The sequence below is a fragment of the Gordonia westfalica genome (assembly GCF_900105725.1).
GTDB classification, from domain to species: domain Bacteria; phylum Actinomycetota; class Actinomycetes; order Mycobacteriales; family Mycobacteriaceae; genus Gordonia; species Gordonia westfalica.
The window spans coordinates 3,697,705-3,721,337 of sequence record NZ_FNLM01000034.1 but is presented as its reverse complement, the minus strand read 5'-3'; the positions used below and the strand labels follow the sequence as shown (position 1 = coordinate 3,721,337).

19 protein-coding genes and 1 pseudogene are annotated in these 23,633 nt (G+C 67.2%); 10 read left to right on the top strand and 10 right to left on the bottom strand.

Annotated elements, in window-relative coordinates; all coding sequences use genetic code 11:
• Positions 1-49: 49 nt before the first annotated feature.
• The 3 genes from aroQ (at position 50) to BLU62_RS22620 (ending at position 1,422) form a co-directional block, all read left to right on the top strand.
• A complete protein-coding gene (gene aroQ / locus BLU62_RS22630) occupies positions 50-520 on the top strand; it encodes a type II 3-dehydroquinate dehydratase (protein WP_074852167.1) in 471 nt (156 codons plus the stop codon).
• Positions 521-605: 85 nt separating this feature from the next.
• Positions 606-1,103, top strand: a complete 498-nt coding sequence (locus BLU62_RS22625; RefSeq protein ID WP_074852166.1) for an SRPBCC family protein — start codon at positions 606-608, stop codon at positions 1,101-1,103.
• Positions 1,096-1,422, top strand: a complete 327-nt coding sequence (locus BLU62_RS22620; RefSeq protein ID WP_074852165.1) for an ArsR/SmtB family transcription factor — start codon at positions 1,096-1,098, stop codon at positions 1,420-1,422. Before BLU62_RS22625 ends, BLU62_RS22620 begins: the two co-directional genes overlap by 8 nt.
• Before the next feature lie 72 nt (positions 1,423-1,494).
• Here the strand turns inward: BLU62_RS22620 and BLU62_RS22615 are convergent, their stop codons facing one another.
• Positions 1,495-4,092 (bottom strand): alpha/beta fold hydrolase, encoded by a 2,598-nt coding sequence (locus BLU62_RS22615; protein ID WP_074852164.1) that lies wholly within the window; start codon positions 4,090-4,092, stop codon positions 1,495-1,497.
• A 237-nt stretch (positions 4,093-4,329) separates the two neighbouring features.
• Here BLU62_RS22615 and BLU62_RS22610 point away from each other — a divergent pair, with 237 nt between their 5' ends.
• Entirely contained in the window at positions 4,330-5,010 is a 681-nt protein-coding gene (locus tag BLU62_RS22610) for a nitroreductase (RefSeq protein WP_074852163.1), read from the top strand.
• On the opposite strand, the gene BLU62_RS22605 is transcribed toward BLU62_RS22610, so the two are convergent.
• The 4 genes from BLU62_RS22605 to dprE1 form a co-directional block, all read right to left on the bottom strand.
• Positions 5,004-5,768 carry an MBL fold metallo-hydrolase gene (locus BLU62_RS22605; protein WP_074852162.1) on the bottom strand — a complete coding sequence of 255 codons (765 nt, stop codon included), beginning with the start codon at positions 5,766-5,768 and terminating at the stop codon, positions 5,004-5,006. The genes BLU62_RS22610 and BLU62_RS22605 overlap by 7 nt on opposite strands.
• Before the next feature lie 4 nt (positions 5,769-5,772).
• Complete coding sequence (locus tag BLU62_RS22600; protein WP_074852161.1) at positions 5,773-7,713, bottom strand: galactan 5-O-arabinofuranosyltransferase; 1,941 nt, start codon at positions 7,711-7,713, stop codon at positions 5,773-5,775.
• A 7-nt stretch (positions 7,714-7,720) separates the two neighbouring features.
• On the bottom strand, positions 7,721-8,482 hold the full coding sequence (gene dprE2 / locus BLU62_RS22595) for a decaprenylphospho-beta-D-erythro-pentofuranosid-2-ulose 2-reductase (RefSeq protein ID WP_074852160.1): 762 nt from the start codon (positions 8,480-8,482) through the stop codon (positions 7,721-7,723).
• Positions 8,483-8,550: 68 nt separating this feature from the next.
• Entirely contained in the window at positions 8,551-9,975 is a 1,425-nt protein-coding gene (dprE1, locus tag BLU62_RS22590; RefSeq protein ID WP_074852159.1) for a decaprenylphosphoryl-beta-D-ribose oxidase, read from the bottom strand.
• Positions 9,976-10,196: 221 nt separating this feature from the next.
• Here dprE1 and BLU62_RS22585 point away from each other — a divergent pair, with 221 nt between their 5' ends.
• On the top strand, positions 10,197-10,991 hold the full coding sequence (locus BLU62_RS22585; RefSeq protein ID WP_074853150.1) for a Mesocentin: 795 nt from the start codon (positions 10,197-10,199) through the stop codon (positions 10,989-10,991).
• 102 nt (positions 10,992-11,093) lie between these two features.
• Positions 11,094-12,263 carry a low temperature requirement protein A gene (locus BLU62_RS22580; RefSeq protein WP_084811865.1) on the top strand — a complete coding sequence of 390 codons (1,170 nt, stop codon included), beginning with the start codon at positions 11,094-11,096 and terminating at the stop codon, positions 12,261-12,263.
• Between the two features lie 58 nt (positions 12,264-12,321).
• Here the strand turns inward: BLU62_RS22580 and BLU62_RS22575 are convergent, their stop codons facing one another.
• Positions 12,322-13,218: a LysR family transcriptional regulator gene (locus BLU62_RS22575; RefSeq protein ID WP_074852157.1), complete on the bottom strand. Its 897-nt coding sequence runs from the start codon at positions 13,216-13,218 to the stop codon at positions 12,322-12,324.
• 86 nt (positions 13,219-13,304) lie between these two features.
• On the opposite strand from BLU62_RS22575, the pseudogene BLU62_RS22570 reads away from it, so the two are divergent.
• A pseudogene (locus tag BLU62_RS22570) lies at positions 13,305-14,082 on the top strand (SDR family oxidoreductase).
• Here BLU62_RS22570 and BLU62_RS22565 read toward each other — a convergent pair.
• Positions 14,067-15,689 (bottom strand): phytoene desaturase family protein, encoded by a 1,623-nt coding sequence (locus BLU62_RS22565; protein WP_074852156.1) that lies wholly within the window; start codon positions 15,687-15,689, stop codon positions 14,067-14,069. The pseudogene BLU62_RS22570 and the gene BLU62_RS22565 sit on opposite strands and share 16 nt — an antisense overlap.
• A gap of 62 nt (positions 15,690-15,751) precedes the next feature.
• A complete protein-coding gene (locus tag BLU62_RS22560; RefSeq protein ID WP_244278288.1) occupies positions 15,752-16,984 on the bottom strand; it encodes an alpha/beta hydrolase family protein in 1,233 nt (410 codons plus the stop codon).
• A gap of 147 nt (positions 16,985-17,131) precedes the next feature.
• Between BLU62_RS22560 and BLU62_RS22555 the strand changes: the two genes are divergently transcribed.
• From BLU62_RS22555 to BLU62_RS22545, 3 genes are all read left to right on the top strand, one after another.
• A complete protein-coding gene (locus BLU62_RS22555; protein WP_074852154.1) occupies positions 17,132-17,962 on the top strand; it encodes an aldo/keto reductase in 831 nt (276 codons plus the stop codon).
• Positions 17,963-18,058: 96 nt separating this feature from the next.
• Positions 18,059-18,577 (top strand): GtrA family protein, encoded by a 519-nt coding sequence (locus BLU62_RS22550; protein ID WP_074852153.1) that lies wholly within the window; start codon positions 18,059-18,061, stop codon positions 18,575-18,577.
• 19 nt (positions 18,578-18,596) lie between these two features.
• The gene (locus BLU62_RS22545) at positions 18,597-20,018 is read left to right on the top strand and encodes a phytoene desaturase family protein (protein ID WP_074852152.1); all 1,422 of its coding nucleotides are present in this window, start codon (positions 18,597-18,599) and stop codon (positions 20,016-20,018) included.
• A 37-nt stretch (positions 20,019-20,055) separates the two neighbouring features.
• Here the strand turns inward: BLU62_RS22545 and BLU62_RS22540 are convergent, their stop codons facing one another.
• Together BLU62_RS22540 and BLU62_RS22535 are read right to left on the bottom strand one after the other, a co-directional pair.
• Positions 20,056-22,671, bottom strand: a complete 2,616-nt coding sequence (locus tag BLU62_RS22540; protein ID WP_074852151.1) for an ABC transporter ATP-binding protein/permease — start codon at positions 22,669-22,671, stop codon at positions 20,056-20,058.
• Positions 22,668-23,633: an ABC transporter permease gene (locus BLU62_RS22535; RefSeq protein ID WP_074852150.1), complete on the bottom strand. Its 966-nt coding sequence runs from the start codon at positions 23,631-23,633 to the stop codon at positions 22,668-22,670. The genes BLU62_RS22540 and BLU62_RS22535 overlap by 4 nt, the downstream gene beginning before the upstream one ends.

Genomic DNA, 23,633 nt, shown 5'->3' with positions numbered 1-23,633 from the left:
CCCTGCGCGACGCCGCAGGGGCGCCGGGTACGGCGACTAAGGTGAACCCATGTCCGACTCCACGTCCGATTCGGCCGGTACCGAACCGCTGCCGATCCTGCTGCTCAACGGGCCGAACCTGAACACGCTCGGCACCCGGGAGCCCGCGATCTACGGCTCCGAGACCCTCGACGACGTCGTCGACCTCGCCGAGCGGACGGCGTCGGAACTGGGCTTCGGCCTGCGCGCCGCGCAGACCAACCACGAGGGGCAGATGATCGACTGGATTCACGAGTCGGCCGGAAGGATCAGCGGCATCGTGATCAACCCCGGCGGCTGGACCCACACCTCGGTGGCCCTCGCCGACGCCCTGGTGGTGCCCGGCGTGCCGATCCTCGAGGTGCACATCAGCAATGTGCACAAGCGCGAGGCGTTCCGGCACCACTCCTATGTCTCTCCCATCGCGGCGGGCGTCATCGCGGGCTACGGCATCCGCGGCTACGAGTTCGCCATCCGTCGGCTTGCGGAGATCGTCGGCTGACCCCTTACTGCAACCCCGGGGTTGCAAGTTGCGGGTCATGGTGCAACCATGGGGTTGCATCATTCGATATGACACAGGAGGCGTCATGAGTGGGACCGATCCCCGACCTGCAAACGAAACGACGACAACCGCAATCGATGACGAACTCGATCGGATCGAGCGGGAGATCACCATCGAGGCGACCGTCGAGCGCGTGTGGCAGTTCGTCAGCGAACCCGGCTGGTACATCAACGACAACGCGATCACCGAACATCGCATCGACCGGGACGGCGACCTGTCGACGGTGCACGACCCGGTTCACGGCGCCTTCGTCTTCCGCACCGTGAAACTCGACGAACCGCGCTACGCGGCCTTCCGGTGGCTCGCCGACGCATCCGACCCGCAGTCGGAGTCGACGCTCGTCGAGTTCTGGATCACCGACTCCGGGTCCGGGGTGATCCTCAAGGTCGTCGAGTCGGGATTCGCCTCGCTGTCGGGTTCGGAGGCGGATCGGCGGGCCAAGTTCGACGGAAACGTCGAAGGGTGGAAGATCGAGCTCGAACTCGCACGTACCCACCTGGCCGGCAACGGTTCTCGTGCCTGACGTCGCCCCGGTCGAGGTCTTCGGCGCTCTCGCCGACGAGAGTCGCTGGCAGATCCTCGTCAGATTGGGAACCGAACCGGCGTCGGCGTCGACCCTGGCGACCGAACTGCCGATCAGCCGTCAGGCGATCGCCAAGCACCTCAAGGTCCTGACCGACGCGGGTCTTGTCACCGCGACCCGCGTTGGCCGTGAGATCCGTTACGAGGCGGTCGGTTCGGAGCTATCGCGCATCGCGCGGCACCTGGACACGATCGCGCGCGGATGGGATCGCCGACTGGCCGGTATCAAGAAGGCCGTCGAGGGTCCGCCCTTCACCTAGGTGTCGCGAATCGTTGCGGGCTACACCACGATGCGCGGCATCTGCGTTCTGACGGGTATGTGACTTCGTTCCTCAGTCTGTCTCGTCGCCGATGATCTGGTCGATCGCCCGTGCGGTCTCCGTGGCGTGGGGTGCGCGGATCATCGAGATGTGGTCGCCGTCGATGTCGAGGAACTCGACCTTGCCCGAGGTGAAGTGACGCCACAGTGCGGGGTCGTCGGTGTTGGTGCGCGCCCTGATGACCGTGATCGGACCCGAGTAGGGGCTCGGCCGATGCCGTCGGATCATCTTGGTGCCGAGCCGGAAGAAAACGACCCACTGCACCGGGGTGGACAACGGGACGAGGCCCGCGGTGAGAACCAGGGCCTTGAGGGCGATCTCTTGCACGGCACGCTGCAGCGGGGAACCGCCGGGCTTGTTCTCCTCGTCGGCCCCGGTCCGGTCGGGCAGCGTCTCCTTCGTGGCGGTGAGGGAGCGCAACGAATCGCGGATGCGCTGTAGAACTTTCGGTCCGTCCCCGGAAAGGCGCTGCGCCAGAACCGGGTCGACGACCGAATCGAGTACGGCGACCGTGTGGCAGGTCTCGCCGGCCTTGGTGAGCCGCGCCGCGACCTCGACGGCGATGAACCCGCCCAGCGAGTATCCGCCGATCTGGTACGGGCCGTGGGGCTGGACCGATCGGATGTCGGCGATCGCACGACGCGCCGCGGCGCGGACGGAATGATCCGCGCGTCCACGCTTTTCGACGCCGCGCGACTGGATCGCGTAGACCGGTCGGTCTCCGGAGAGTGCGCGGACGATCGGCGTCAGACTCGTCGCGAGACTGCCGGCCCCGGCCACGAGGAAGATCGGGTCGCCGGTGCCCTTCCGCAACGGGATCAGCGTGGCACCGGAGGCGTTCTTCGACCGCTCCTTCGCGGCGGCCTCGATCCGCTGGGCGAACTGCGCGATCGTCGGTGCCTCGGAGAGCATCGCCGTGTTCACCTCCAGCTGGAGATGATGCTGCACCTCGGAGAGCATCTTGGCCGCGGCGAGTGAGTCGCCGCCCAGTTCGACGAAGTCGTCGTGACGCCCGAAGGATTCGGGTTCCAGACCCAGGATCTCGCTCCAGAACCGGTGCAGCGCCATCTCGGTCAGGCCGCGCGGCCGTTCGGGTGTCGGCCGCGGCGGGGGAGGCGGTAGGGCGCCACGGTCGACCTTGCCGCGCTCGTTGCGGGGGATCTCGGCGACCACGACGATGTCCCGCGGGATCATCCACGGCGTGAGCGTCTTTCCGAGCTCGTGGCGGATCTCCGCCGGGGACGGCGACCACTTCTCCGGGTCGACGGCGACGTGCGCGGTGAGCCGGGCTTCCTCGCGATCGGCGGTGACCACGGCGTCGATCGTCCAGGGCAGCGACCGCAGCGCGGCCTCCACTTCCAGGGGTTCGACCAGGTAGCCACGGATCTTGATCGCGTCATCGCCGCGGCCGAGGAGTGCGAGTTCGCCGTTCTCGTCGAAACGGCCGAGATCGCCGGTGCGATAACGCCTGCGGCCATCGGGCAGCGTGCTGAACCGGGCCGCGGTCAGCTCCGGATTCGCGTGGTAACCGGATGCGACATGAGCGGATTCGACGACGACCTCGCCGGTGGAGCCCGTCGGCAGGTCGCTGCCGTCCTCGTCGACGATGCGGACGACCTTGTCCGACGCCGGGATGCCGACGGGCAGCGGACCGGCTTCGACCTCCCGATCCGGGGGAAACAGATTGAAGGCGAGATTGCCGACCTCGGATGCGCCTGCCCAGCAACAGAACACGCCGTGCGGAAGGATCGTCTCCCGCGCGAGCAGGACGTCGGAGCGGTGCGCGGGTTCGCCGCAGGTGGACAGCAGACGCAGGGAGTCGACGGCGTCCTCGGCGCCGAGCTCACCGAGCCACGACCGGAGCAGCGACGGCGTGCAGTGAGCCGTGGTGGCGCCTTCGGCGGCCAGCCATTCCCGGAGGCCGGTGGTCGTGCGGCGCCGGACATCCCAGAGCAGCATCGACGCGCCGTTGAGCAGGCTCATCGCGAGCGCGTCCAGTCCGCCGCCGAAGCTCAGCGGGAGCAGTACCGCCGCACGATCGTCGGGACCGAGCTCCATGAACCGGCGACCGTCGCGCGCATGGTTGACCGGTGTCCGCTGCGCGAGCACCACGCCTTTGGGGGTGCCGGTCGAGCCAGAGGTGAACAGGAGAACTGCCGGATCGTCGGGTCCGGGTTCGACTGCGGGCTGCGCGGTGGTCTGGTCCCGCAACTCGTGATCATGTCCGGTCGAAGGGGTGAGGAGGTGCGCTCCGGACTGTCGCAGGATGGTCGCGCGTCGATCCTCGGGCAGGCACGGATCGACCATGACGAGCGGACGCCCGGCGCACCAGACCGCGAGCATCGCGATCACCGAGTCGACGTCGGACTCGATCTCGACGGCCACCGGGGTGTCCGCGGCAGTGATGTCGACGATCGCTCGGGCGAGATCATCCACCCGCGCAGTCGCCTGCTCGAAGGTGATCGACTGCTCCGGAGTGCGGATCGCGACCGCATCACCACGGTCGACGGCGATGGCGCGCCACCGGTCGGCGACAGTGTTCGTGTCACCGACCTCGGATGATCCGAATGTGGGAGACGGACTGGAATCCAGGTGATTGTCGCCGGTCATGTCCTCGAACTCCCCAAGTGGCGGGGGCGGCTTACGGTCGCGGGCGGGCCGCGGTGCTCCACCCGGCGACGGTCCACTCCGTGCGGGACTCGGCCCCTCCTTCGGCCCCGTCGGTTACTGAGGTAAAGCTACCCTTTGTCGGTTGCGCCGGCACGGTCGGATGGCGAGAACGTGGCGCGGGTAACAGTAGGGTGGAGTCGGCCCGGCGGGCCCGGACCGTTCGACGAGAGGTTGGCGATGCAGTACGACGAAGTGATTCTGGGACGTCGCAGCATTCGCGGCTTCACACCGGATCCCGTGCCCCGGGAACTGATCGAGGAGATTCTCGCGCTCGCCATGCGGGCTCCGTCCTCGATGAACACCCAGCCCTGGAACTTTCATGTGATCACGGGTGAACCGCTCGATCGCATCCGTGCGGGCAACACCGAACGCAACCTGGCCGGGGTGCCGCACTCCCGCGAGTTCCGCACCGGAGCGGAGCGATTCACGGGCGAACATCGTGATCGCCAGGTCGGCGTCGCGAAGCAGTTGTTCGCCGCGATGGGTATCGCTCGCGACGACGTGGAGATGCGGCAGGACTGGGTCCTCCGGGGATTTCGTCAGTTCGATGCCCCGGTCTGCGTGATCGTGACCTACGACCGCATCCTGGACGGCAGCGACGACACACCCTTCGACTGCGGTGCGGTCTCCACTGCGCTGGTGAACGCCGCCTGGTCCCGCGGTCTCGGCGCGGTGATCAACAGTCAAGGCATCATGCAGTCGCCCGTCGTCAGAGAACATGCCGGAATCCCGGACGATCAGGTGATCATGAAGAGCATCGCGCTGGGCTGGCCGGATGAGACATTCCCCGCCAATGCCGTGGTCTCCGAGCGCAAGTCGGTGGAGGAAGCCGCCACCTTCGTGGGTTTCGATCAGTAGCCGAGCGCTCGGCGCGCCGCGTCGGCGACACCGCCGCGATACAGCGGACCGTGTCCGGCCAGCAGCAGGTCGGCGTCGAGTTCGGTGAAGCGTTCGACGCTTCGACGTGCGGTGGCCTGATCGTGCTGGAACGGCGACGGGATGCACTGTGGTCCGGTGATCGCCGACACCTCGTGACCACTGACCAATGCATCGCCGGAGACCAGCGCCTCGCCGTCGGCCACCAGAAAGGCGCTGTGCCCGTCGGTGTGCCCGTGGCTGGCCATCGGCACCGGCGAACCCGGCAGGTCGAGGGTCTCCGGGAACGCCGTTGCCGCCGACAGTCCGGCGCGACTCAGCACGCCCAGGGGCATCGTCTTCGCGAGCCAGAACCACAGGCGTCGGGTGCCGGCCAGCGGGGCGAGGTCCAGCGCGTTGGCCTGCTGAAGATGATGGCGCAGGGCGTGATCGACCTCGACGGGATCCATGTAGACCGGGAATCCGTACCGCGACTGCAACTTCGCGAGCCCACCGAGATGATCGACGTGCGCGTGGGTGAGCAGCGCCCCGCGGATGTCCTCGGGGCGTCGGCCGATCCGGTTGATCGACTCGACGACCTGCCCGGCCTGCCCGGGATAGCCGCCGTCGATGAGCGTGAGCTCACCGTCCTCCTCCAACAGCACCCAGTTCACGACGTCGGTGTGGACGAAATGCGTTGTCGACGAGTCGCCGTCGATGCGCGTGATCTCCATCGGCCGGGTGCGGAGGGGTGATCGCATCTCGTCACCTTCGGACGACGAGGACGAACGGCCCCACCTCGGTGACCTCGAACCGCGGGTCGTCGAAGACCGTGGGATCGAAGGTGACGGTGAAGCGCTTCACATTCGGGTCGTTGGGGTAGACGTCCTCGGCCAGGCGCAGCGTGTACCCGTCGGCGCTGTACCGGAACAGGAAGACGTTGGGCGCCTTCCACGGTGACTCGTCGAGGTGCCGGACCAACTGGTCGGTGTCGTCGGACTTCGCCCACCGTGCGATGGCGGCGGCGCGCTTGTCGAATTCGGCCAGCGGGTTCGCGTAGTGCGAGGTCAGTCCCTGGAAACCCCAGTACGGGTAGATCGACAGGAATCCGAAATCGGCGGTGAGGACGACATTCTCGGTCTGCGGTCGGCCGGTCTGCTCGCCGATGAGCTTGTCGATCTCCCGGAAGTACGATTCGGCGCCGGCGGGACGAGCGTCGGCACGTTCGCCGTAGCCGTCGGTGTCGGTGTACGCGGTGGTGATCTCCGTGCCGAGATGGCCGGGGATGCTCTGTGCCGCGGCGATCGCGGCGAGCACGGCCACCGCGCCCACGACGACCCGCACGTCACCGAACCTGCGCACGGCCCAGTGGGCGATGTCGACGACGCCGAAGACACCGGCCGCGGCGAGTGCGCAGACGAGGATCGGTTCGAGCCGGAAGGACAGCAGGGTGGTGCCCATCGCGGTCATCAGCATCGACAGCAGGCAGAAGAGGTACACCGTGATCACGGTGGCGCCCATGGCCACCGCGGCGGTGCGCGTCCGGAAGCGCAGCAGGATCCACAGCAGGCCGATCAGCGTGATCGCGCCGACAAGGTTGACGCCGAACATGGGCAGCGGGAACACCGCTGCACGTTCGGGGAGATAGTGTTCGGCGGTCCCGCCGCTCGCCGGAGCGCTGGACAGGCGCTTCAGCAGGTACGGCGCCCAGACCAGCAGGGCGATCGCTCCGGCGATCACACCCACCGAGACGAGACGGCCGACGACGGCGACCACGATCTCGCGACGGTGCGCACGGACGGTCTCGTGCGGCATCGACTTGTTCCCCGCGGCCAGCCAGCCCAGGAGGATGAAGTAGCACGCCAGCACGATCGCCGTGAGTGCGAAGAGCCCGGTGTAGAGCGTGTACGTGGCGGCCGAGATGCCCAGGAAGACACCGGCGGCGATCACCGCCGGCCAACTGGTGGCGCCCCGAAGCGGTCCGGCCGGGCCGTCGGCGGCACGCGTACGTCCTCGCAGTGCGTAGGTGAGGACGATCATCATCGGCACTCCGACGATCACCAGGATCGCGGCGTACGGCTCCGGCGAGGCGTACAGCAGCGCCATCGTGGTCACCGCGAGTCCCAGCGCCACACCACGATCCGCGCCGAACATCCGGTTGAACAGGATGACGCCGAGTGCCGCGGCCACCGCCATCGACACGATCGCCCAGGGCTTGTAGGCCTCCCACCCGGGCTGGCCGAGCAGATTCGCGAACCGCCCGCCCCACCAGAACCAACCGGCCGGGTAGTACGGCGGCAGGTCGGGGTAGGTCATGTCCGCGAGCCGAGGGCTCGACGTCATCCGCGTCAGGTACTCGGTGCGGAACTCCTGGTCGACCGACAGGCCGAACAGATAGAGACGCGTTGCCCCCAACGGCATTCCGATCGTGACCGTCACGAACGCAGACATCGCCGCCGCCGACAGGAACGGGATGAACACCCGCGCCTTGCCGTAGCGGTACAGCAGCGCGACGACCACCAGTACCGCGATCGCCAGGACCTGACCGGCGGTCGTCAGCGACCGGGTCACGTTCGACGAGTTGAACGCCGGCCAGTTGACGGTCTCGATCGCCTTGAGACCGACGATCGACACCACCGCACCGACCACCACCGCCGTCAGCAGAGCCAGGGCTGTGCGGCCGTAGCCGTCCCTCGTAACGTTCACCGCGGCGTCAGATGGGCAGCTTGCGGAAGATCGGGCGCGGGATGTGGCGCAGGACCATCATGATGTAGCGGAACGGCCCGGGCACCCAGATGACTTCCTTGCCCTTGGCGGCCGCGGCCACCGCGAGGCGGCCCACGTCTTCCTTCTCGACGGTCAGCGGCGCTTCCTTGACATGCGCCGAAAGCCGCGTGCGAACCTGTCCGGGACGGATCACGAGGACGCGAGGGCCGAAGGGACGCAACGCCTCGCCGAGTCCGAGGTAGAAGCCGTCGAGTCCGGCCTTGGTGGAGCCGTAGACGAAGTTGCTACGGCGGACGCGCTCACCGGCGACCGAGCTCATCGCGATGATCTGGCCGTGGCCCTGGGCGCGCATCTTCTCGCCGAGCAGGACGCCGACGGAAACCGCTGCGGTGTAGTTGATCTGGGCCTCGGCGACCGCCAGGCCGTGGTCCTGCCAGGCCTGCTCGTCGTCACCCTGGATACCGAAGGCGACGATCGCCACGTCGACGTCACCATTGGCGAACGCCTTCTCGATCACATCGCGGTGGGTGTCGGTGGCACGGGCGTCGAAGTCGATGACGCTGACCTCGGTCGCGCCGGCCTTCTTGGCCTTCTCCACGGCGGCCTCGACGGTCGGGTCACCCGGCAGGGCGGCGAGGATGACCCGGGCCGGGCCCTTGCTCAGGTACTCGGCGGTGATGGCGAGCCCGATCTCCGAGCTCCCGCCCAGGACCAGGATGGACTGTGGGACGCCGACGGCGTTCATCATCTTGGGTCTTCTCGCTTTCGGTGGTCTGCGGCGGACCGCAGGTGGTGTGGAGCGGAACCGGTTGTGGGTCAGGCGAGTTCGAGCCGTCGGCCCATGTCGGACATGAACACCCGGTTGGGGTCGATCCGACGACGCGTGGCGATCCACTCGTCGATGCGCGGGTACATCGAGTGGAAGCTCGCCGCCGACGTCCGCGAGTCCTTTGCGGTGTAGAGGCGTCCGCCCATGCCCATGACACGACGGTCGAGATCGTTGAGGAACTCGGCGAGACCGGCCTTGACCGGGAAGTCGAGGCAGACGTTCCAGCCCTTGAACGGGAAGCTGAGCGGCGCCTTGTTGCCCTCGCCGAACAGCTTGATCACATTGAGGAAGCTGACGTGGCCCGACGCCTGGATGTGCTCGATGAGGTTGGTGAACTCGGCCTCGTTACCGGTGGGCACGATGAACTGGTACTGGCAGAAGCCGCCGCCGCGGCCGTAGGCGTTGTTCCAGTCACCGAACACGTCGAGCATGTGGTAGAACTGCGCCAAATTCTTGACCTTGCCCTCGCTGGGCGGGCCGATCCGGTAGTACGCCTCGCCGACCGCAGAGAAGCTGAGCTTGTTGGCCAGCCCGCGCGGGAAGACGTCGGGGAACCGGACGAGCGGCTTGTTGTTGAACGACAGCGGGTTGTCGCGGTACTTCTCCGGCAGTTCGTCGACGCGCGCGAGGTTGCCGCGCGAGAAGGTGCCGCGCCCGAGCTTCGGCGGCCCGCTGATGGTGTCGAACCAGCCCGAGGCGTACTCGTAGCCGTCCTCGAAACCGTCCTGCAGGTGCAGGTCGAGCGTCTCCTGCAGCGATCCGGTGCGCGCGGTGTCGGCGATGAAGTAGGCACTCTGGGTGCGCTTCATCTGGATCTTCGCGCGCAGCACGATGCCGGTCAGGCCGATGCCGCCGACCGTCGCCCAGAACAGTTCGCCGTCCGGGTCGTCGCCGGAGCCGTCCGGGGTGAGCGTCAGGATGCGACCGTCGGCCACGAGCAGCTGCATCTCCACGACGTGGTTGCCGAAGCTGCCCTGGCTGTGGTGGTTCTTGCCGTGGATGTCGTGCGCGATCGCACCGCCCACCGTGACCTGGCGGGTACCCGGGAGCACCGGCACCCAGAGGCCGTACGGGAGCGCGGCCTGCATGAGGGTGTCGAGGGAGACGCCGGCGTCGAGGTCGACCGTCGCGGTCTCGGAGTCGATGGCGTAGATCCTGGTCAGCGGGGTCATGTCGATCGTGAGACCGCCGCTGTTCTGGCCCGACTCGTTGTAGGAGCGGCCCAGTCCGCGGGCGATGACACCGCGCTTGAGGTAGTCCGGCTTGTCCGCGTTGTCGTCGGCGACGCGGGCCACCGCCTCGGCGATGACCTCGGGATACGGCGTGGACAGGACGTGGCCCTCGATCGGGGTGGTGCGAGACCAACCCACCAGCTTGCGGGTCGTGATCGGCAGCAACTCTTCAGTAGACATCGCAGAAGAGACTACTCGGCCACCGTAGGCCGACGACAAGAGACGAGCTGCGACAGTCGTCGCACAAGGGCGGGTTGGGTCGGGACAACGCTTTGTTGTGTGTGGAGACCACACGGTCCACGAGATGGTTGTATGTCGTGGTCAGCGGAGTTGGTGAGACGAAAGGTGTTGTTACCGTGGTCCTTCTACGTGGAGGTGGCGTCGTACGGAGAGCGTTGGCGATATTTGCCGCTGCATTCGCACTGTCTCTGGTCGTTGCGGGTTGTTCTGGGTCGAACGACTCCGCCGGATCGGGGTCCGCGGCGAGCAGCGGTGCGAGTCCGTCAGGCTCGTGGGATGCCGATGGCAAGCCGGTCAATGGCGGGCCGGTCGGACAGAACGGCTCCACCGGCAGCAACCTGACCAAGGACTATTGTGCGCACAACACCGACGAGAAGTGTCCGGTCGGAAGCTACCTGGGCGTGCATGTCGCCGCGCACGCAAAGAGCGGTTCGTGGGATGCCGATGGCAAGCCGGTCAACGGCGGTCCGACCGGTGCGGACGGATCCACGGGGAGTGGTCTGACCCAGGAGTACTGCGCGCGCAACCAGGATCCGGCCTGTCCCCGGAACAGCTATGTGGGGGCCAACGCCGTCCGAAACCCTGATGGCAGCCATTCGTATGTGACCTGTGAGGGCACCGTGTGCACCAATCCCAATCACGGCGGCGGCGACGGTACCGGCGCGTGGGATGCGGACGGTCAGCCGGTGAACGGGGGACCGGGTGGGGCTGATGGGTCGACCGGGAACAACGTGGACCAGCAGTACTGTGCGCAGAATCAGGATCCATCGTGCCCGCAGGGCACCTATGTCGGCCCCGATGCCATCCAGAGTCCCGACGGCGCCAACCGGTACGTCCCGTGCGAGGGAACGATCTGCACCAACCCCGATCGGGGCGCCGGTGATGATCCGGAAACCGGTGATGCCTCGGACCCCACCCCGGCCGGCGACCCCGATGACGAGGACGGCGGGAACTGAGGGACGGCCAGGCCGGTGCCCGTTCACCGCGGCGCGCCGACCTGTCGATGACACCGATCTGATGTCGTACACGCAGTGTCCGAGTCCGGGGGATTGGTAACGATGTCCACACGTCTACACCTGAACGCCATGCGACCACGCGATCCCGATGAAGCGGGACGGACCGCCAGCACGCTCGAGCTCTTCTTCGATCTGGTGTTCGTGGTCGCGGTGAGTATCGCGGCTGTCCAGTTTCACCACGCGCTGACCGAGAACCACATCGTCGACGGCTTGATCTCGTATGCGTTCGTGTTCTTCGCCATCTGGTGGGCGTGGATGAACTTCACGTGGTTCGCAACCTCCTTCGAAACCGACGACTGGCTGTACCGGGTACTGACGTTCTTGCAGATGGCCGGCGTGCTGGTGTTGGCGTCCGGGATCGGGTCCGCGTTCGTGGACCACGAGTTCGGACTGGTGGTCGTCGGTTACGTGATCATGCGTGTGGCGATGGTGGCCCAGTGGTTGCGCGCTTCCGTCTCGGCCGGGGATCGCCGCCGGACAACCCAGCTCTACGCCGCCGGGATCGCCGTCCTCCAGATCCTGTGGCTGCTGTGGCTGCTCGTCCCGTCGGGTGCGGCCTCGACCGTCGCGTTCGTGGTGCTCGCCGGAGCCGAGCTCGCCGTTCCGGTGATCGCCGAACGACAGGGAACTACCCCGTGGAATCCGCACCACATCACCGAACGGTACGGCCTGTTCACCCTGATCCTGCTCGGCGAGAGTCTGCTGGCGTCGTCGAATGCGATCATCGAGGCGTTGGACAACGACCAGGCGCTCGCTCCGCTGATCTCGATCGCGATCCTGACCTTCATCGCGACGGCGGCGCTGTGGTGGATCTACTTCTGGCCACCCCACCATCGGGCGATCGGGTCGCTGACCGATTCGCTGCGCTACGGATACGTCCACTACTTCGTCTTCGCCGCCGCGGGCGCATTCTCGGCAGGGATCGAGGTCGAGATCGACGCCCTGACCGATCACAGCGTGCTGACCGAAACCCAGTCATCGTTCACGGTCACGATCCCGATCGCTGTGTTCATCCTCGGGATCTGGTGGATCGCGCTGCGCGCCAACGCCGATCGCGTGGTCAACACAGTGGTCCCGGTCGGGGCCGTGCTGGTCTTGTTCGACCCGCTCATCCCGGTCCCGTTCGCGCTGACTGCCGTGTTCCTCATCGCGATCGTCGTCGTGCTGGTGCTCCGGCCCCCGCTGAGCGAGGAGGCGACTCACGCGAGGTGATCTGCGCGGAGTGCGACGCAACGCGCGTAGGGCTCCTGCCGCGATCCCGGGGACCGCCTCAGCCGCCGCCTCCGCTCACCATCGCATCGCGGACCGCGGAGTGGGTGTGCGGCAACCACATCGCCTGTACCGGTGCCAGGGGTGGTTCGTCGAACGCGAGGACGCGGACCGTACCGCCCTGTAGGTCGCCGGGCACATCGGTGACGAACGCACAGGCCTCCGGATACCGCCGCACCGCGGTGAACGGTGGGGTGCCCTGGATCTGGTTCACGACGAGGGTGGGTTCGAAACCCGCACGGCGGCAATAGGAGATGAGGAAGTCGGTGTAGAAGGACTTTCGCTCGGGAGCCCAGACCACGATGGGTGTGTCCGCCAGATCGCGGGCGGTGATCGAGCGCCGGTGGGCCAGGAGATGGTCGGCGACGACGGCGATCCGGAGTTCGTGATACGCGAAGACGGCGGAGGTCAGATTCGCCGGAGAATCGACACCCCGCCGAAGTGCGACGTCGATCTCGTTGGCGAACAACAGTTCTTGGAGTTGTCCGGGAAAGACCTGCCGTGCGGTGATTGGCTGATGCGGCATCGATGCGATCGCAGGCGCGATGAGGTGGTAGACCTCTTCGCCGGAGATCGCCGGCGAGTGTCCGACGACGAAGGGTCTGACGATTCCTCGGGCGGACTCGCGTACTTCGGTGAGTAGTGAGGTGTTGCCCGCCAGCAGGGCCCTGGCCCCCGCGTAGAGCGTGTTCCCGGCGTCGGTGAGGTGCAGTTTCCGGCGGCTGCGATCGAAGAGCGTGACGTCGACCTCGCGTTCGAGCTGTCGGATCGACGCGGACAGGGCTTGCTGGGTCAGGAACAGTTGTTGCGCCGCCGCCGACAGAGTCTCCGATTCGACCGCCACCACGAACTGATGCAGGCGCCGTGTGTCGAGCAGGTCGACGTCAGGTGACGTCATGAACGATCCCCTTACACAATCTCTGTTTGTGAAAGCACCATACATCATCGATTGAAGATTGTTTTTCTGTATCTGAGACTGAACATATGACCACACCGCAGAAGACAACCGAACTCACCCGACTCGACGGACAGGGCGCTCTCGTTGCGGGCGGCGCGAAAGAACCTCGGAAAGCTTGTCGCGATTGACCTCGCGCGTCGGGGCGCGAACGTGTTCGTCCACTACAACAGCGACGCGACCAAGGCCGCCGCCGACGACACCGTCGCCGAGATCCGTTCCCTCGGCGTGGAAGCCGTCGCCCACCAGGCCGATCTCACGACTGCAGCGGCGGTCACCGACCTGTTCGACACCGCGTCCAGGGACTTCGGTCGACTCGACATCGCGGTCAACACCGTGGGCAAGGTCCTTCGCAAGCCGATCCTCGAGACCACGGAAAACGACTACGACGGGATGTTCGCCGTCAACTCGAAGGCCGCGTACTTCTTCCTCAAGGAGGCGGGTGCGCATCTCGAACGAGGTGGCAAGGTGATCACCGTCGTCACGAGTCTGCTCGCCGCATATACCGACGGCTACTCGACCTATGCCGGCGGGAAGAGTCCGGTCGAGCACTTCAACCGAGCTGCATCGAAGGAGTTCGCCGACCGCGGCATCTCGGTCAACGCCATCGGTCCGGGACCGATGGACACCCCCTTCTTCTACCCGCAGGAAACGCCCGAGCGAGTCGAGTTCCACAAGTCCCAAGCGATGGGCGGTCGCCTGACCCGCATCGAGGACATCGCGCCGATCGTGACGTTCCTGTGCACCGACGGGTCGTGGATCACCGGACAGACGCTTTTCGCCAACGGCGGCTACACCACCCGCTGACCGCGGCCGCCGGCTCCCAGCACCGCGGCCGCCGCGTTCCGGCCCGGGATTCCGCTCACCCCGCCGCCTCGTCGTGCGCCCGCACCGCACAACAAGAGTCGCGGATGGCGCGTCTCGACGCCCCATGTGCCCACCTCCGACGCCGTCTCGGCCCACGGCCACCTCAGCGACTGGTGGAAGATATTGCCGCCGGGCAGCCCGAGCATCTCCTCGAGGTCCTGCGGCGTCTTGGTCTCGATGCACGGGCGGCCGTCGAGGTCGTGGGCGATGACGTTCTGGATCGGCTCGGCCAGGACTGCGTTCAGCGAGGCGAAGGTCGCGCCCACCGCGTGCTGGATGGCACCCGGCTCGTCGAACACGTCGGGCGGCATGTGCAGGCCGAACAGTGTAAGCGTGTGTTTGCCGTCGAGTTCGGGTCCGAGGATGGACCGGTCGGAGAGGGTGTGGCAGTAGATCTCGCACGGGGGGAGGTCGGGGACCTCGCCGCGTGCGGCCTGTCGCCAGGCCTCGTGGAGCTGGCTCGCGGTCTCGTTGATGTGGAAGGTCCCGGCGAACGCCGCCTCCGGCGACACCGATTCGTCGCGCAGCCGTGGGAGGCGGTCGAGCAGGAGATTGATCTTCAGCTGGGAGCCCCGGGGTTGCGCCTCGCAGGCGATCGGGTCGTCGATCATCGTGTTGAGGACCTTCGGTGCGCAGGCCGCGTAGATCATCGAACCGCGCACTGTTCGTGCGCCGTGGGCCCGGTCGGAGAGTTCGACGGTCCCGTCGGCGGGGTCGACGCCGGTCACGGTGACGCCGGTGCAGATCTCGGCGCCCGCCGACGTGGCCGCCTGGTAGAGCGCACCCGAGACGGCGCCCATACCCCCGACCGGGACGTCCCAGTCCCCGGTCCCGCCGCCGATCACGTGATAGAGGAAGCAGATGTTCTGTCGCAGCGACGGATCGTCGAGGTCGGCGAAGGTGCCGATCAGGCCGTCCGTGGCGGCGATGCCGCGCAGCAGGTCGTCGTCGAAGTACTGGCCGAGCAGTGTCCCGAGCGGCAACGTCGTCAGGGCCTCCCACAGCTCGGCGTCGGAGGTGTCGGTGCCGACGGCGAGTTCGTGCATGTCGGCGGCGGTGCGCAGCGGCTCGATGAGCGTGGGGAAGACGCGTCGCGCGAGGGTGCCGACACGACGGTAGAAGGACTGCCACGCCACGAAACCCGCAGGGGAGTAGCCCACGGGGTCGGCGCCGACGTGATCGGCGCGCAACACCCTCCGGAAGGATTGCGCAGTGGCGTCGTCGTCCTGGGTGTCGATGAGGATGCCGCGCGTCGGATCCGACGGCAACGGTGTGTACGACGAGTAGCGGCGCCGGATCAGCGAGATGTCGAGATCGAGATCGGCGATGATCTCGCGCGGCATCAGCGACACCAGGTACGAGAACCGCGACAGGTGTGCGGAGAGACCGGAGAAGGGCATGGCCGAGACAGTCGCGCCGCCGACGTGATCGGCCTTCTCCAGGATGAGGACCCGGCGTCCGGCGCGCGCCAGGTAGGCGGCGGCGGTCAGTCCGTTGTGTCCCGCGCCGATGACGACGTCGTCATAAGAAGCAACTGCGGTGCCCATCGATCCTGTGCCCATCGACTAAAGGGTCTCAGATCGACGGACACCGCAGCGGTGATTCCGGGTCAGCGCAGGATGCGGGCCACGAACGGGGTCGAGTCCTTCATCGACGCCAGTACCGCGCTCGAGTGGTCGTCCTCGGGGTAGACGAACAGCTCGACCGGCTGGTTGTTGGCCTTCATCTGCGCGTACAGCGACAGCGCCGACGGTGCCGGCACGTCGACGTCACGCAGGCCCTGGCCCAGGAAGATCGGGCGGTCGTAACCCTTGTACGGCGTGGCCATGTACTCGTGCAGCGCCGGGCTCAGACCCGGGATCGACATCAGCGGTGCGCGGAACCAGGTGCGCACGTCGTCACCGGCGAGCGACTTCTTGAGGATCGGGTAGCAGGTGGTGCGACCCTCGGCCAGACGCTTGATGCCCTTCGGCGTCATGGCCTTGGTGATGTTCATGTCCGGACGGGTGTCGTTGAAGCCGGCCAGGATGTAGGCGGTGTAGGCGTTCAGGCCGCCGGGCAGGTTCACCGGCGGGACGACCGGTCCCAGGTTCTGGTACAGGTACTCGAGGTTGGCCGGGATGCCGGTGGCGACGACGCCGCGGTAGTCCAGACCCGATCCACGGCTGAACTCGGTGGCGTAGCGAGCCCCGTTCAACGCGGCGGCCGCACCCTGCGACTGTCCGATGATTGCCCAGCGCTTGGCCAGCGGCAGATCCATCTGATGCGAGGCGACGACGATGTCGACGATCGCGTGCGCGGCGGTGACGCCGTTCAGGTAGGCCATCAGGCCGGGGGTGCCCAGACCGACGTAGTCGGCGGCGACGACGGCGTAACCCTGCTGGAGCCAGTGGCCCAGGTACTTCTGGTCGCGTTCGCTGCGCGGGAAGGCCGACGGCGTGCAGTCGTCGTTCATGCCGACGGTGCCGTGGGCCCAGGAGATGACCGGCCAGCCGCCGGCGGGTGCTTTGCCCTTGGGCAGGAACACCGCACCGGTGCCCGTCGCCATCTTGCCGTGCTGGTTCAGCGACGAGTACTGGATGCGGTAGGCGTCACCGGCCGCGGGGAGGTTGAGCTCCTCCGCCAGCGGAACCTGGGAGATGAGGGTGCCCGCCTTGGCCGGGATGGGGCCGGAGTACTCGGTGACGTCCAGACCCGACCAGTTCGGGATGCCCACGGAAACCGCGTCATCCGCGTGCGCCGGGGCGGTGGTCCCGAGCAGGACCATGCCGAGCCCGGCGAGAACGGAGACGAGTGTTCGCGTGGTGCGCGACACGGGCGATCGGGACTTGAGCGCAGACATGTTCAGAACAGTAAAGGGGCGCGTGCGTGTCGCGCAGTCGGGGTCGGCGACTATTCGTGCCGTTCCCGAGCGCTTTTCGTGCCGCCCACGGTTTCCACTTGGTCTCGGCGGAGTGCTCGAAGGGTTCGCCCGACCTATCCTTGTCGAGTGGACATCCCCTCCGTCGAGCTCAACAACCGTCAGTCGATTCCCCTCGTGGGACTCGGCACCTACAACATGCTCGGCCGCCCGTGTGTCGGCGCGGTCGGCGCGGCGCTGAAGGCGGGATACCGGCTTCTCGACACCGCTCCGCGCTACAGCAACGAGCTCAGCGTCGGCATGGGCGTGCACAGTTCGGGTATCCGTCGCGACGAGGTGATCGTCCAGACCAAGCTCAGCGGCGGCGACCACGGCTTCGACGAGGCGATCACCGCAGCCAAGGAGAGCGCCCGACGCCTCGGCGTCGGCTACATCGACATCTACCTCATCCATTGGCCGTGCCCGAGTCTCGGACGCACCGTCGACTCGTGGAAAGCGCTGCTCACCCTCGCCGACGAGGGTTACGTCCGCACCCCGGGTGTCTCCAACTTCAAACCGCACCAGCTCCAGATGCTCTTCGACGAGACCGGCCGCTGGCCGGTGCTCAACCAGATCCAGTGCTCGCCGGCACTGCCGCGGACCGAGCTCCGGGAATTCATGGCCGACAAGGGGATTCATGCGCAGGCGTGGCATCCGACCGGCCGCAAGGAAGGCGTCCTGGGCGATCCGGTGATCCTGCGGATCGCCCGCAGGTACGGCAAGTCGCCGACCCAGATCGCGCTGCGGTGGGCGGTGCAGCACGGCATCAGCGTCGTGCCCAAGTCCTCGCACGCCGGACGTCAGCTGGAGAACGCCGACCTCTTCGACTTCGCCCTCGACGACGCCGACCTCGCCGACCTCGCGACTCTCGACCGTGGCGAGCGTGCAGCACGGGACTCGGACGTCGACGAGGAGTTCTAGACCCTGCTCGTGCCGACATGCCGGTTGAGCCGACACCGAGCGGAGCGAGGCGTCGCGTCGAAACCCACCCGTCACCTCGTCCGCTAGGGTGTCAGCGTGTCTCGACCCGACCCTGGCAACGACGAAACCGCAGGTGACGTCCCTCACGATCACCACGAGGACTTCACGACCCGACATGCGCCGATGCCGATCGAGCTGCCCCTCGACGACGAAGAGGCATCGACCGATGTCGATCTGAAGACGCAGCTGATCCGGTTCGTGGTCACCGGTGCGGGCTCGGCGGTTCTGGACTTCGCGCTCACCCTGTTCCTGCAGTACGTCGTCGACACCCCGGAGGCCGTCGCCAAGGCGGGCGGGTTCATCCTCGGCACCACCGTCGCGTACCTGATCAACCGGCGATGGACCTTCCGTGCGGAGCCGAGCACCGCCCGCTTCATCGCGGTCGTGCTCCTCTACCTGGTCACCTTCGTGGTCAACGTCGGTCTGTACAGCTGGTTGTCGTCGCTGTGGGAGGAGACCGCCGTCTACTCGGCGATCGCCTTCGTCATCGCACAGGGCACGGCCACGGTCATCAATTTCGTGGTCCAGCGGGCGGTCATCTTCAAGATCCGCTGATCGCGGCTACCGTGGCGGCATGCGAAAAGCCGTCGTAGTCGGTGCAGGACCCAACGGACTCGCCGGGGCGGTGCGTCTCGCGCAGGCGGGTCTGGACGTGACCGTGCTGGAGGCCGCCGACGAGATCGGCGGCGGCACACGCAGCGCGGAACTGCTCGAATCCGGCGTCGTGCACGACATCTGTTCGGCCTTCCACCCGCTCGGCGCGGCGTCTCCCTATCTGCGAACCCTGGGACTCGACCGCTACGGCCTGCGATTCGTGCGGCCGGAGATCGACGCAGCGCATCCGCTCGACGACGGCACCGCCGGACTCTTCTATCAGTCGGTCGAGGAGACCGCGGCCGGGCTCGGCGCCGACGGTCGACGGTGGCGTGCGATCTTCGGGCCCGTGGCGGAACGCTTCACCACCATCGCCGACGACGCGCTCGGCCCGATGGTCCGAATCCCGCGGCATCCACTGGGTTTCGCCGGATTCGCAGCCCGATCGGGACTACCGGCGACGCTGCTGGCCCGCGCCTTCTCCACCCCGCAGGCACGCGCACTGTTCATCGGCATCGCCGCGCATCCGTTCGTGCGGTTGAACCGCATCGGCACCGCCGCGGGCGGCGTGATGCTCACCGCCGCCGGCCACGTCGAGGGCTGGCCGGTGGCCGAGGGCGGATCCGCCGCGATCACCAAGGCACTGGCCGCCAAGCTGGTCGACCTCGGCGGACGAATCGAGACCGGCACCACGGTGACCAGCCGCGCCGACCTCGACGCCGACATCGTCCTGCTCGACACCGACCCCACCGCGGCGCAACGCATCCTCGGCGCCGAACAGCCGTCGCGGACCGCACGCACCTACCGCCGGCACCAGGCCGGACCGGCCGCGTTCAAGGTGGATTACGTCATCGACGGCGAGGTCGGGTGGACCGCACCGGGATGCGACCGCGCCGGCGTCGTCCATCTCGGCGGAACCATGGACCAGGTGGTGCGGTCGGAGAACACCGTCCTCGACGGCCGGATGCCCGACGACCCGTTCGTCCTCATCGGCCAGCAGTGGTTGGCCGACCCGTCGCGGGCCAACGGCGATCTCAAACCACTCTGGGCGTACGCCCATGTGCCGCATGGCTACACCGGTGACGCGACCGAGGCGGTCACCGCGCAGATCGAACGCTTCGCCCCGGGATTCCGGTCCCGCATCCGCGCGTCGCGGAGCATCGGTCCTGCCGAACTCGAGGTCGAGAACCCGAACTACGTCGGCGGCGACATCGGCGGCGGCCGAAATGATCTGTGGCATCTCGTCGCCCGTCCCCGGTTGTCGCCGAATCCGTACGCCACCGGCGTCGACGGCGTGTACCTGTGCTCCTCGTCCACACCGCCGGGCGGGGGAGTGCACGGCATGTGCGGGTACCGCGCCGCGGAGGCGGCGCTGCGCGGGTTCTCCCCGCCGGCCGAGTAGCGCCGGCCGAGCGTAGCGAGGACGCCGCGTATCGAGGTCATGCCCGCTGCGGAACCTCCGGCGGAATCGCGGCGAGAAGGATTCGTGTGTAATCGGTTTCGGGATCGTGCAGAATCTGCGCCGCCGGGCCGGTCTCGACGACCCTGCCGTTCTGCATCACCGCGACGGTGTCGCTGATCTGCTCGACGACGGCCAGATCGTGCGCGATGAACAGGAACGTCAGGCCTTTCTCGCGCTGCAGGCCGCGCAGCAACTCGAGAACCCCCGCCTGCACAGAGACGTCGAGCGACGCGGTCGACTCGTCGAGGATGAGGATCTCGGGTTCGGAGGCCAGTGCTCGCGCGATGCACACGCGTTGCCGCTGTCCGCCGGACATCTCGTGCGGGTAGCGACCGAGGAACGACGAATCGAGGCTGACGTCGGCCAGCAACTGCTCTGCGCGGCTGTGTATCTCGCCTCGGCCGGAGATCAGGCTGTGGGCGCGGAGCGGTTCGGCGATCGACGAGGCGACGGTCATCCGCGGATCGAGTGACGCGGTCGGGTCCTGGAAGACCATCGCGATCCGGCGTCGGAGTAGTGCTTCATCGGTGCCGCGGACACCCACCGCCTCGACCTCGCGTCCGTCGATCGTCACCGTCACGCTGCCGGTCACCTTCGCGCCCTGGCCGGAGGTGATCAGTCCGGTGGCAACGCCGGCGACCGTCGACTTTCCCGACCCGGACTCGCCGACGATGCCGAGTGTCCGACCCCGGGCCACCTGCAGGTCGACGCCGTCGATCGCACGCACCACGCTGCGACCCGTCTGACCGCGCACCACGTACTCGACGCCCAGTCCGTTGGCCTGCAGCACGGGCGTCTCCACGGTCTTGGTCAGACTCGCGGCGGTGTCGCGGTCGGTGACCCTGCTCAGCAACGGTCGTGAGTCGAGCAGCTTCTTGGTGTATGCGTCCTGCGGTTCGTCGAACAGTGCTGTCACATCACGGCTTTCGACGATCCGCCCCTCTCGCATGACCATGACCCGGTCGGCTATGCGGCCGATCACGCCGAGGTCGTGGCTGATCCACACCACGGCCATGCCGCGTTTGCGCTGCAGGTCGGCGACGAGGTCGATGATCTGCGCCTGCGTGGTCACGTCGAGCGCAGTGGTGGCCTCGTCGGCGATGAGCAGATCGGGGTCACACGCCAGAGCGATCGCGATCATCACACGCTGACGTTGGCCACCCGACAGCTGATGGGGATACGCGCGCAAACGGGCTTCGGGGTCGGGAAGGTTCACGTCGCGGAGCAGTTGCAACGCACGGTCGCGAGCTTCGACGCGGTTGAGCCCGAGGTGTCGGCGCGGCCCCTCGGTGAGTTGCTGCTCGACGGTGAGAAGCGGATTGAGACTCGACGACGGGTCCTGGAAGACGAAGCCCACCCGCGTCCCGTGTAGCGCGCGCAGTTTCGACGGTGTGGCGCCGACGATCTCGGTGTCACCGAGGAGTGACGAACCGCGCACGTAGGCGCTCGGGGCGTCGAACAGGCCCGTTGCCGACAGCACGCTCAACGACTTTCCCGAACCGCTCTCGCCGACGATGCCGAGCGTCTCACCGCGGGCGACCGTGAAGCTGATGCCGTGCACGATCTCCCGGGGTCCGACCCCGACGACGAGGCCTTCCGCATCGAGCACCGAATCGTCGGCGACGGCGCGCGCGGGTTTCGGTGTCGCCGTCGCGACGGTGACCGACTTGCGTTCGTATCCCCGGTTGCGCAGCAGCGTGCGCTGTCGGGGATCGAGAACGTCGCGCACCCCGTCGCCGATGAGGTTGAAGGCGAACACGGTGAACAGGATCGCGAGTCCGGGGAACACACCCATCCACCATGCGGTCGTGATGAAACCCTGCGCGTCGAAGAGCATCCGGCCCCACGACGGATCGGGCGGCTGCACACCGAGTCCCAGGAAGGACAGCGCCGCCTCCGAGAGGATGGCGAACGCCAGTGAGATCGAGGTCTGCACGATCACCGGGCCCGAGATGTTCGGCAGCACATGGTCGAACAGGATGCGGGAGGTGCGGACCCCCATCGTCCGTGCCGACTGCACGTACTGGGTCTGCCGGACCCGCAACGTATCCGCGCGTGCGACGCGGGCGAAGATCGGGATGTACACGACGCCGATCGCGATCATCGCCGACGTGACACCGGGACCCAGGACCGCAACGATCGCGAGTGCCAGGAGAAGAACGGGGAACGAGAACACCACGTCGACGATGCGCATGAGTGCGGTGTCGAGCACGCCGCCGGCGAAACCCGCGACCATCCCGAGGACGACGCCGACGGTAAGGGAGATCGCGACGGCGATGACGGCGACCCGCAAGCTCACCGACGCGGCGAGCACCACGCGTGAGAAGACGTCGCGACCGAGGTCGTCGGTGCCGAACAGGTGCGACCAACTCGGTGCCTGGAGTGCATTCGGCACGTCGATCTCGTTGGCGCCGTATGGCGCGATCAGCGGGCCGAAGACGGCGCAGATGACGACGACCGCGATGATGACCAACCCCGCGACCGACGCCCGGTTGCGGAGCAGCAACCGCCAGGCCGAATCAGTTCCGGTGTCCGGTTCCGCCGGTTCGACGGCGGCGGAGGGCTCGGGAGGTTCGGGTGCGGTGAGGGTCATGACAACCGGATCCTCGGATCGATGACGGCGTAGAGGATGTCCACGACGAGGTTCACGAGCAGGAAGATCACCGCGATCAGCAGGATGGCGCCCTGCAGCACCGGGTAGTCGCGAGCCGCGACCGAGTCGTAGACCAGCAGTCCCAGGCCGGGCCAGGCGAACACGACCTCGACGACAATGACGCCACCGAGGAGTCCGGCGAACTGGATGCCGGAGATGGTGAGGACGGGCACCAGGGCGTTGCGTCCCACGTGGTCGAGCATGATCTTCTTCTTGCTCAGGCCTTTTGACTCCGCGGTGGTGACGAACGGCGTGTTCACGACCTCGAGCACCGACGATCGGACGTAGCGGGTCATGATCGCACCGGTCACGACCCCGACCGTGACGGCGGGCAGGACGAGATGCTCGAACCAGCCGAGCGGCCCGTCGGCGAACGGCTGGTATCCCGCCGAGGGCAGCCATCCGAGTGCGGTCGAGAACAGGCCGATCAGCAGTATGCCCATCCAGAAATCCGGAACCGAGATGCCGAACTGGCTGATGACCCGAATGACGTTGTCGGCCAGACGGCCTTCGCGGAGAGCCGCCCACGCACCCAACGGGATCGCGATGAGCAACGCCACCACGATGGCGGCGAGAGCGAGGGTGATGGTTGCCGGCAGCCGGTCGAACAGCATGGTCGTCACGGGTTCGCTGTTGCGGAAACTGACACCGAGGTCGCCGGTGAAGGCGTTGCCGACGTAGGCGAACAGCTGGTTGGCCAGCGGCTGGTCCAGACCGGACGCACTGCGCAGTGCCTCATACGATTCCGGGGTGTAGCGCGTACCGAGCGCGATGCGCACCGGGTCGCCTGGCACGATCTGGATCAGGAAGAAGACCGCGACGATCACCCCGAGCAGCACGGCGACCGTGTACGCGAGCCGGATGAGGATGAATCGCACCAGCGGGGAATGCAGCGCGGTCAC

Excerpts from the sequence above, each read along its gene's own strand:
- aroQ (WP_074852167.1), top strand. The coding sequence starts at position 50 with ATGTCCGACTCCACGTCCGATTCGGCCGGTACCGAACCGCTGCCGATC.
- BLU62_RS22625 (WP_074852166.1), top strand. The coding sequence starts at position 606 with ATGAGTGGGACCGATCCCCGACCTGCAAACGAAACGACGACAACCGCA.
- BLU62_RS22615 (WP_074852164.1), bottom strand. The coding sequence starts at position 4,092 with ATGACCGGCGACAATCACCTGGATTCCAGTCCGTCTCCCACATTCGGA.
- BLU62_RS22610 (WP_074852163.1), top strand. The coding sequence starts at position 4,330 with ATGCAGTACGACGAAGTGATTCTGGGACGTCGCAGCATTCGCGGCTTC.
- BLU62_RS22605 (WP_074852162.1), bottom strand. The coding sequence starts at position 5,768 with ATGCGATCACCCCTCCGCACCCGGCCGATGGAGATCACGCGCATCGAC.
- dprE2 (WP_074852160.1), bottom strand. The coding sequence starts at position 8,482 with ATGATGAACGCCGTCGGCGTCCCACAGTCCATCCTGGTCCTGGGCGGG.
- dprE1 (WP_074852159.1), bottom strand. The coding sequence starts at position 9,975 with ATGTCTACTGAAGAGTTGCTGCCGATCACGACCCGCAAGCTGGTGGGT.
- BLU62_RS22580 (WP_084811865.1), top strand. The coding sequence starts at position 11,094 with ATGTCCACACGTCTACACCTGAACGCCATGCGACCACGCGATCCCGAT.
- BLU62_RS22575 (WP_074852157.1), bottom strand. The coding sequence starts at position 13,218 with ATGACGTCACCTGACGTCGACCTGCTCGACACACGGCGCCTGCATCAG.
- BLU62_RS22565 (WP_074852156.1), bottom strand. The coding sequence starts at position 15,689 with ATGGGCACCGCAGTTGCTTCTTATGACGACGTCGTCATCGGCGCGGGA.
- BLU62_RS22560 (WP_244278288.1), bottom strand. The coding sequence starts at position 16,984 with ATGTCTGCGCTCAAGTCCCGATCGCCCGTGTCGCGCACCACGCGAACA.
- BLU62_RS22545 (WP_074852152.1), top strand. The coding sequence starts at position 18,597 with ATGCGAAAAGCCGTCGTAGTCGGTGCAGGACCCAACGGACTCGCCGGG.
- BLU62_RS22540 (WP_074852151.1), bottom strand. The coding sequence starts at position 22,671 with ATGACCCTCACCGCACCCGAACCTCCCGAGCCCTCCGCCGCCGTCGAA.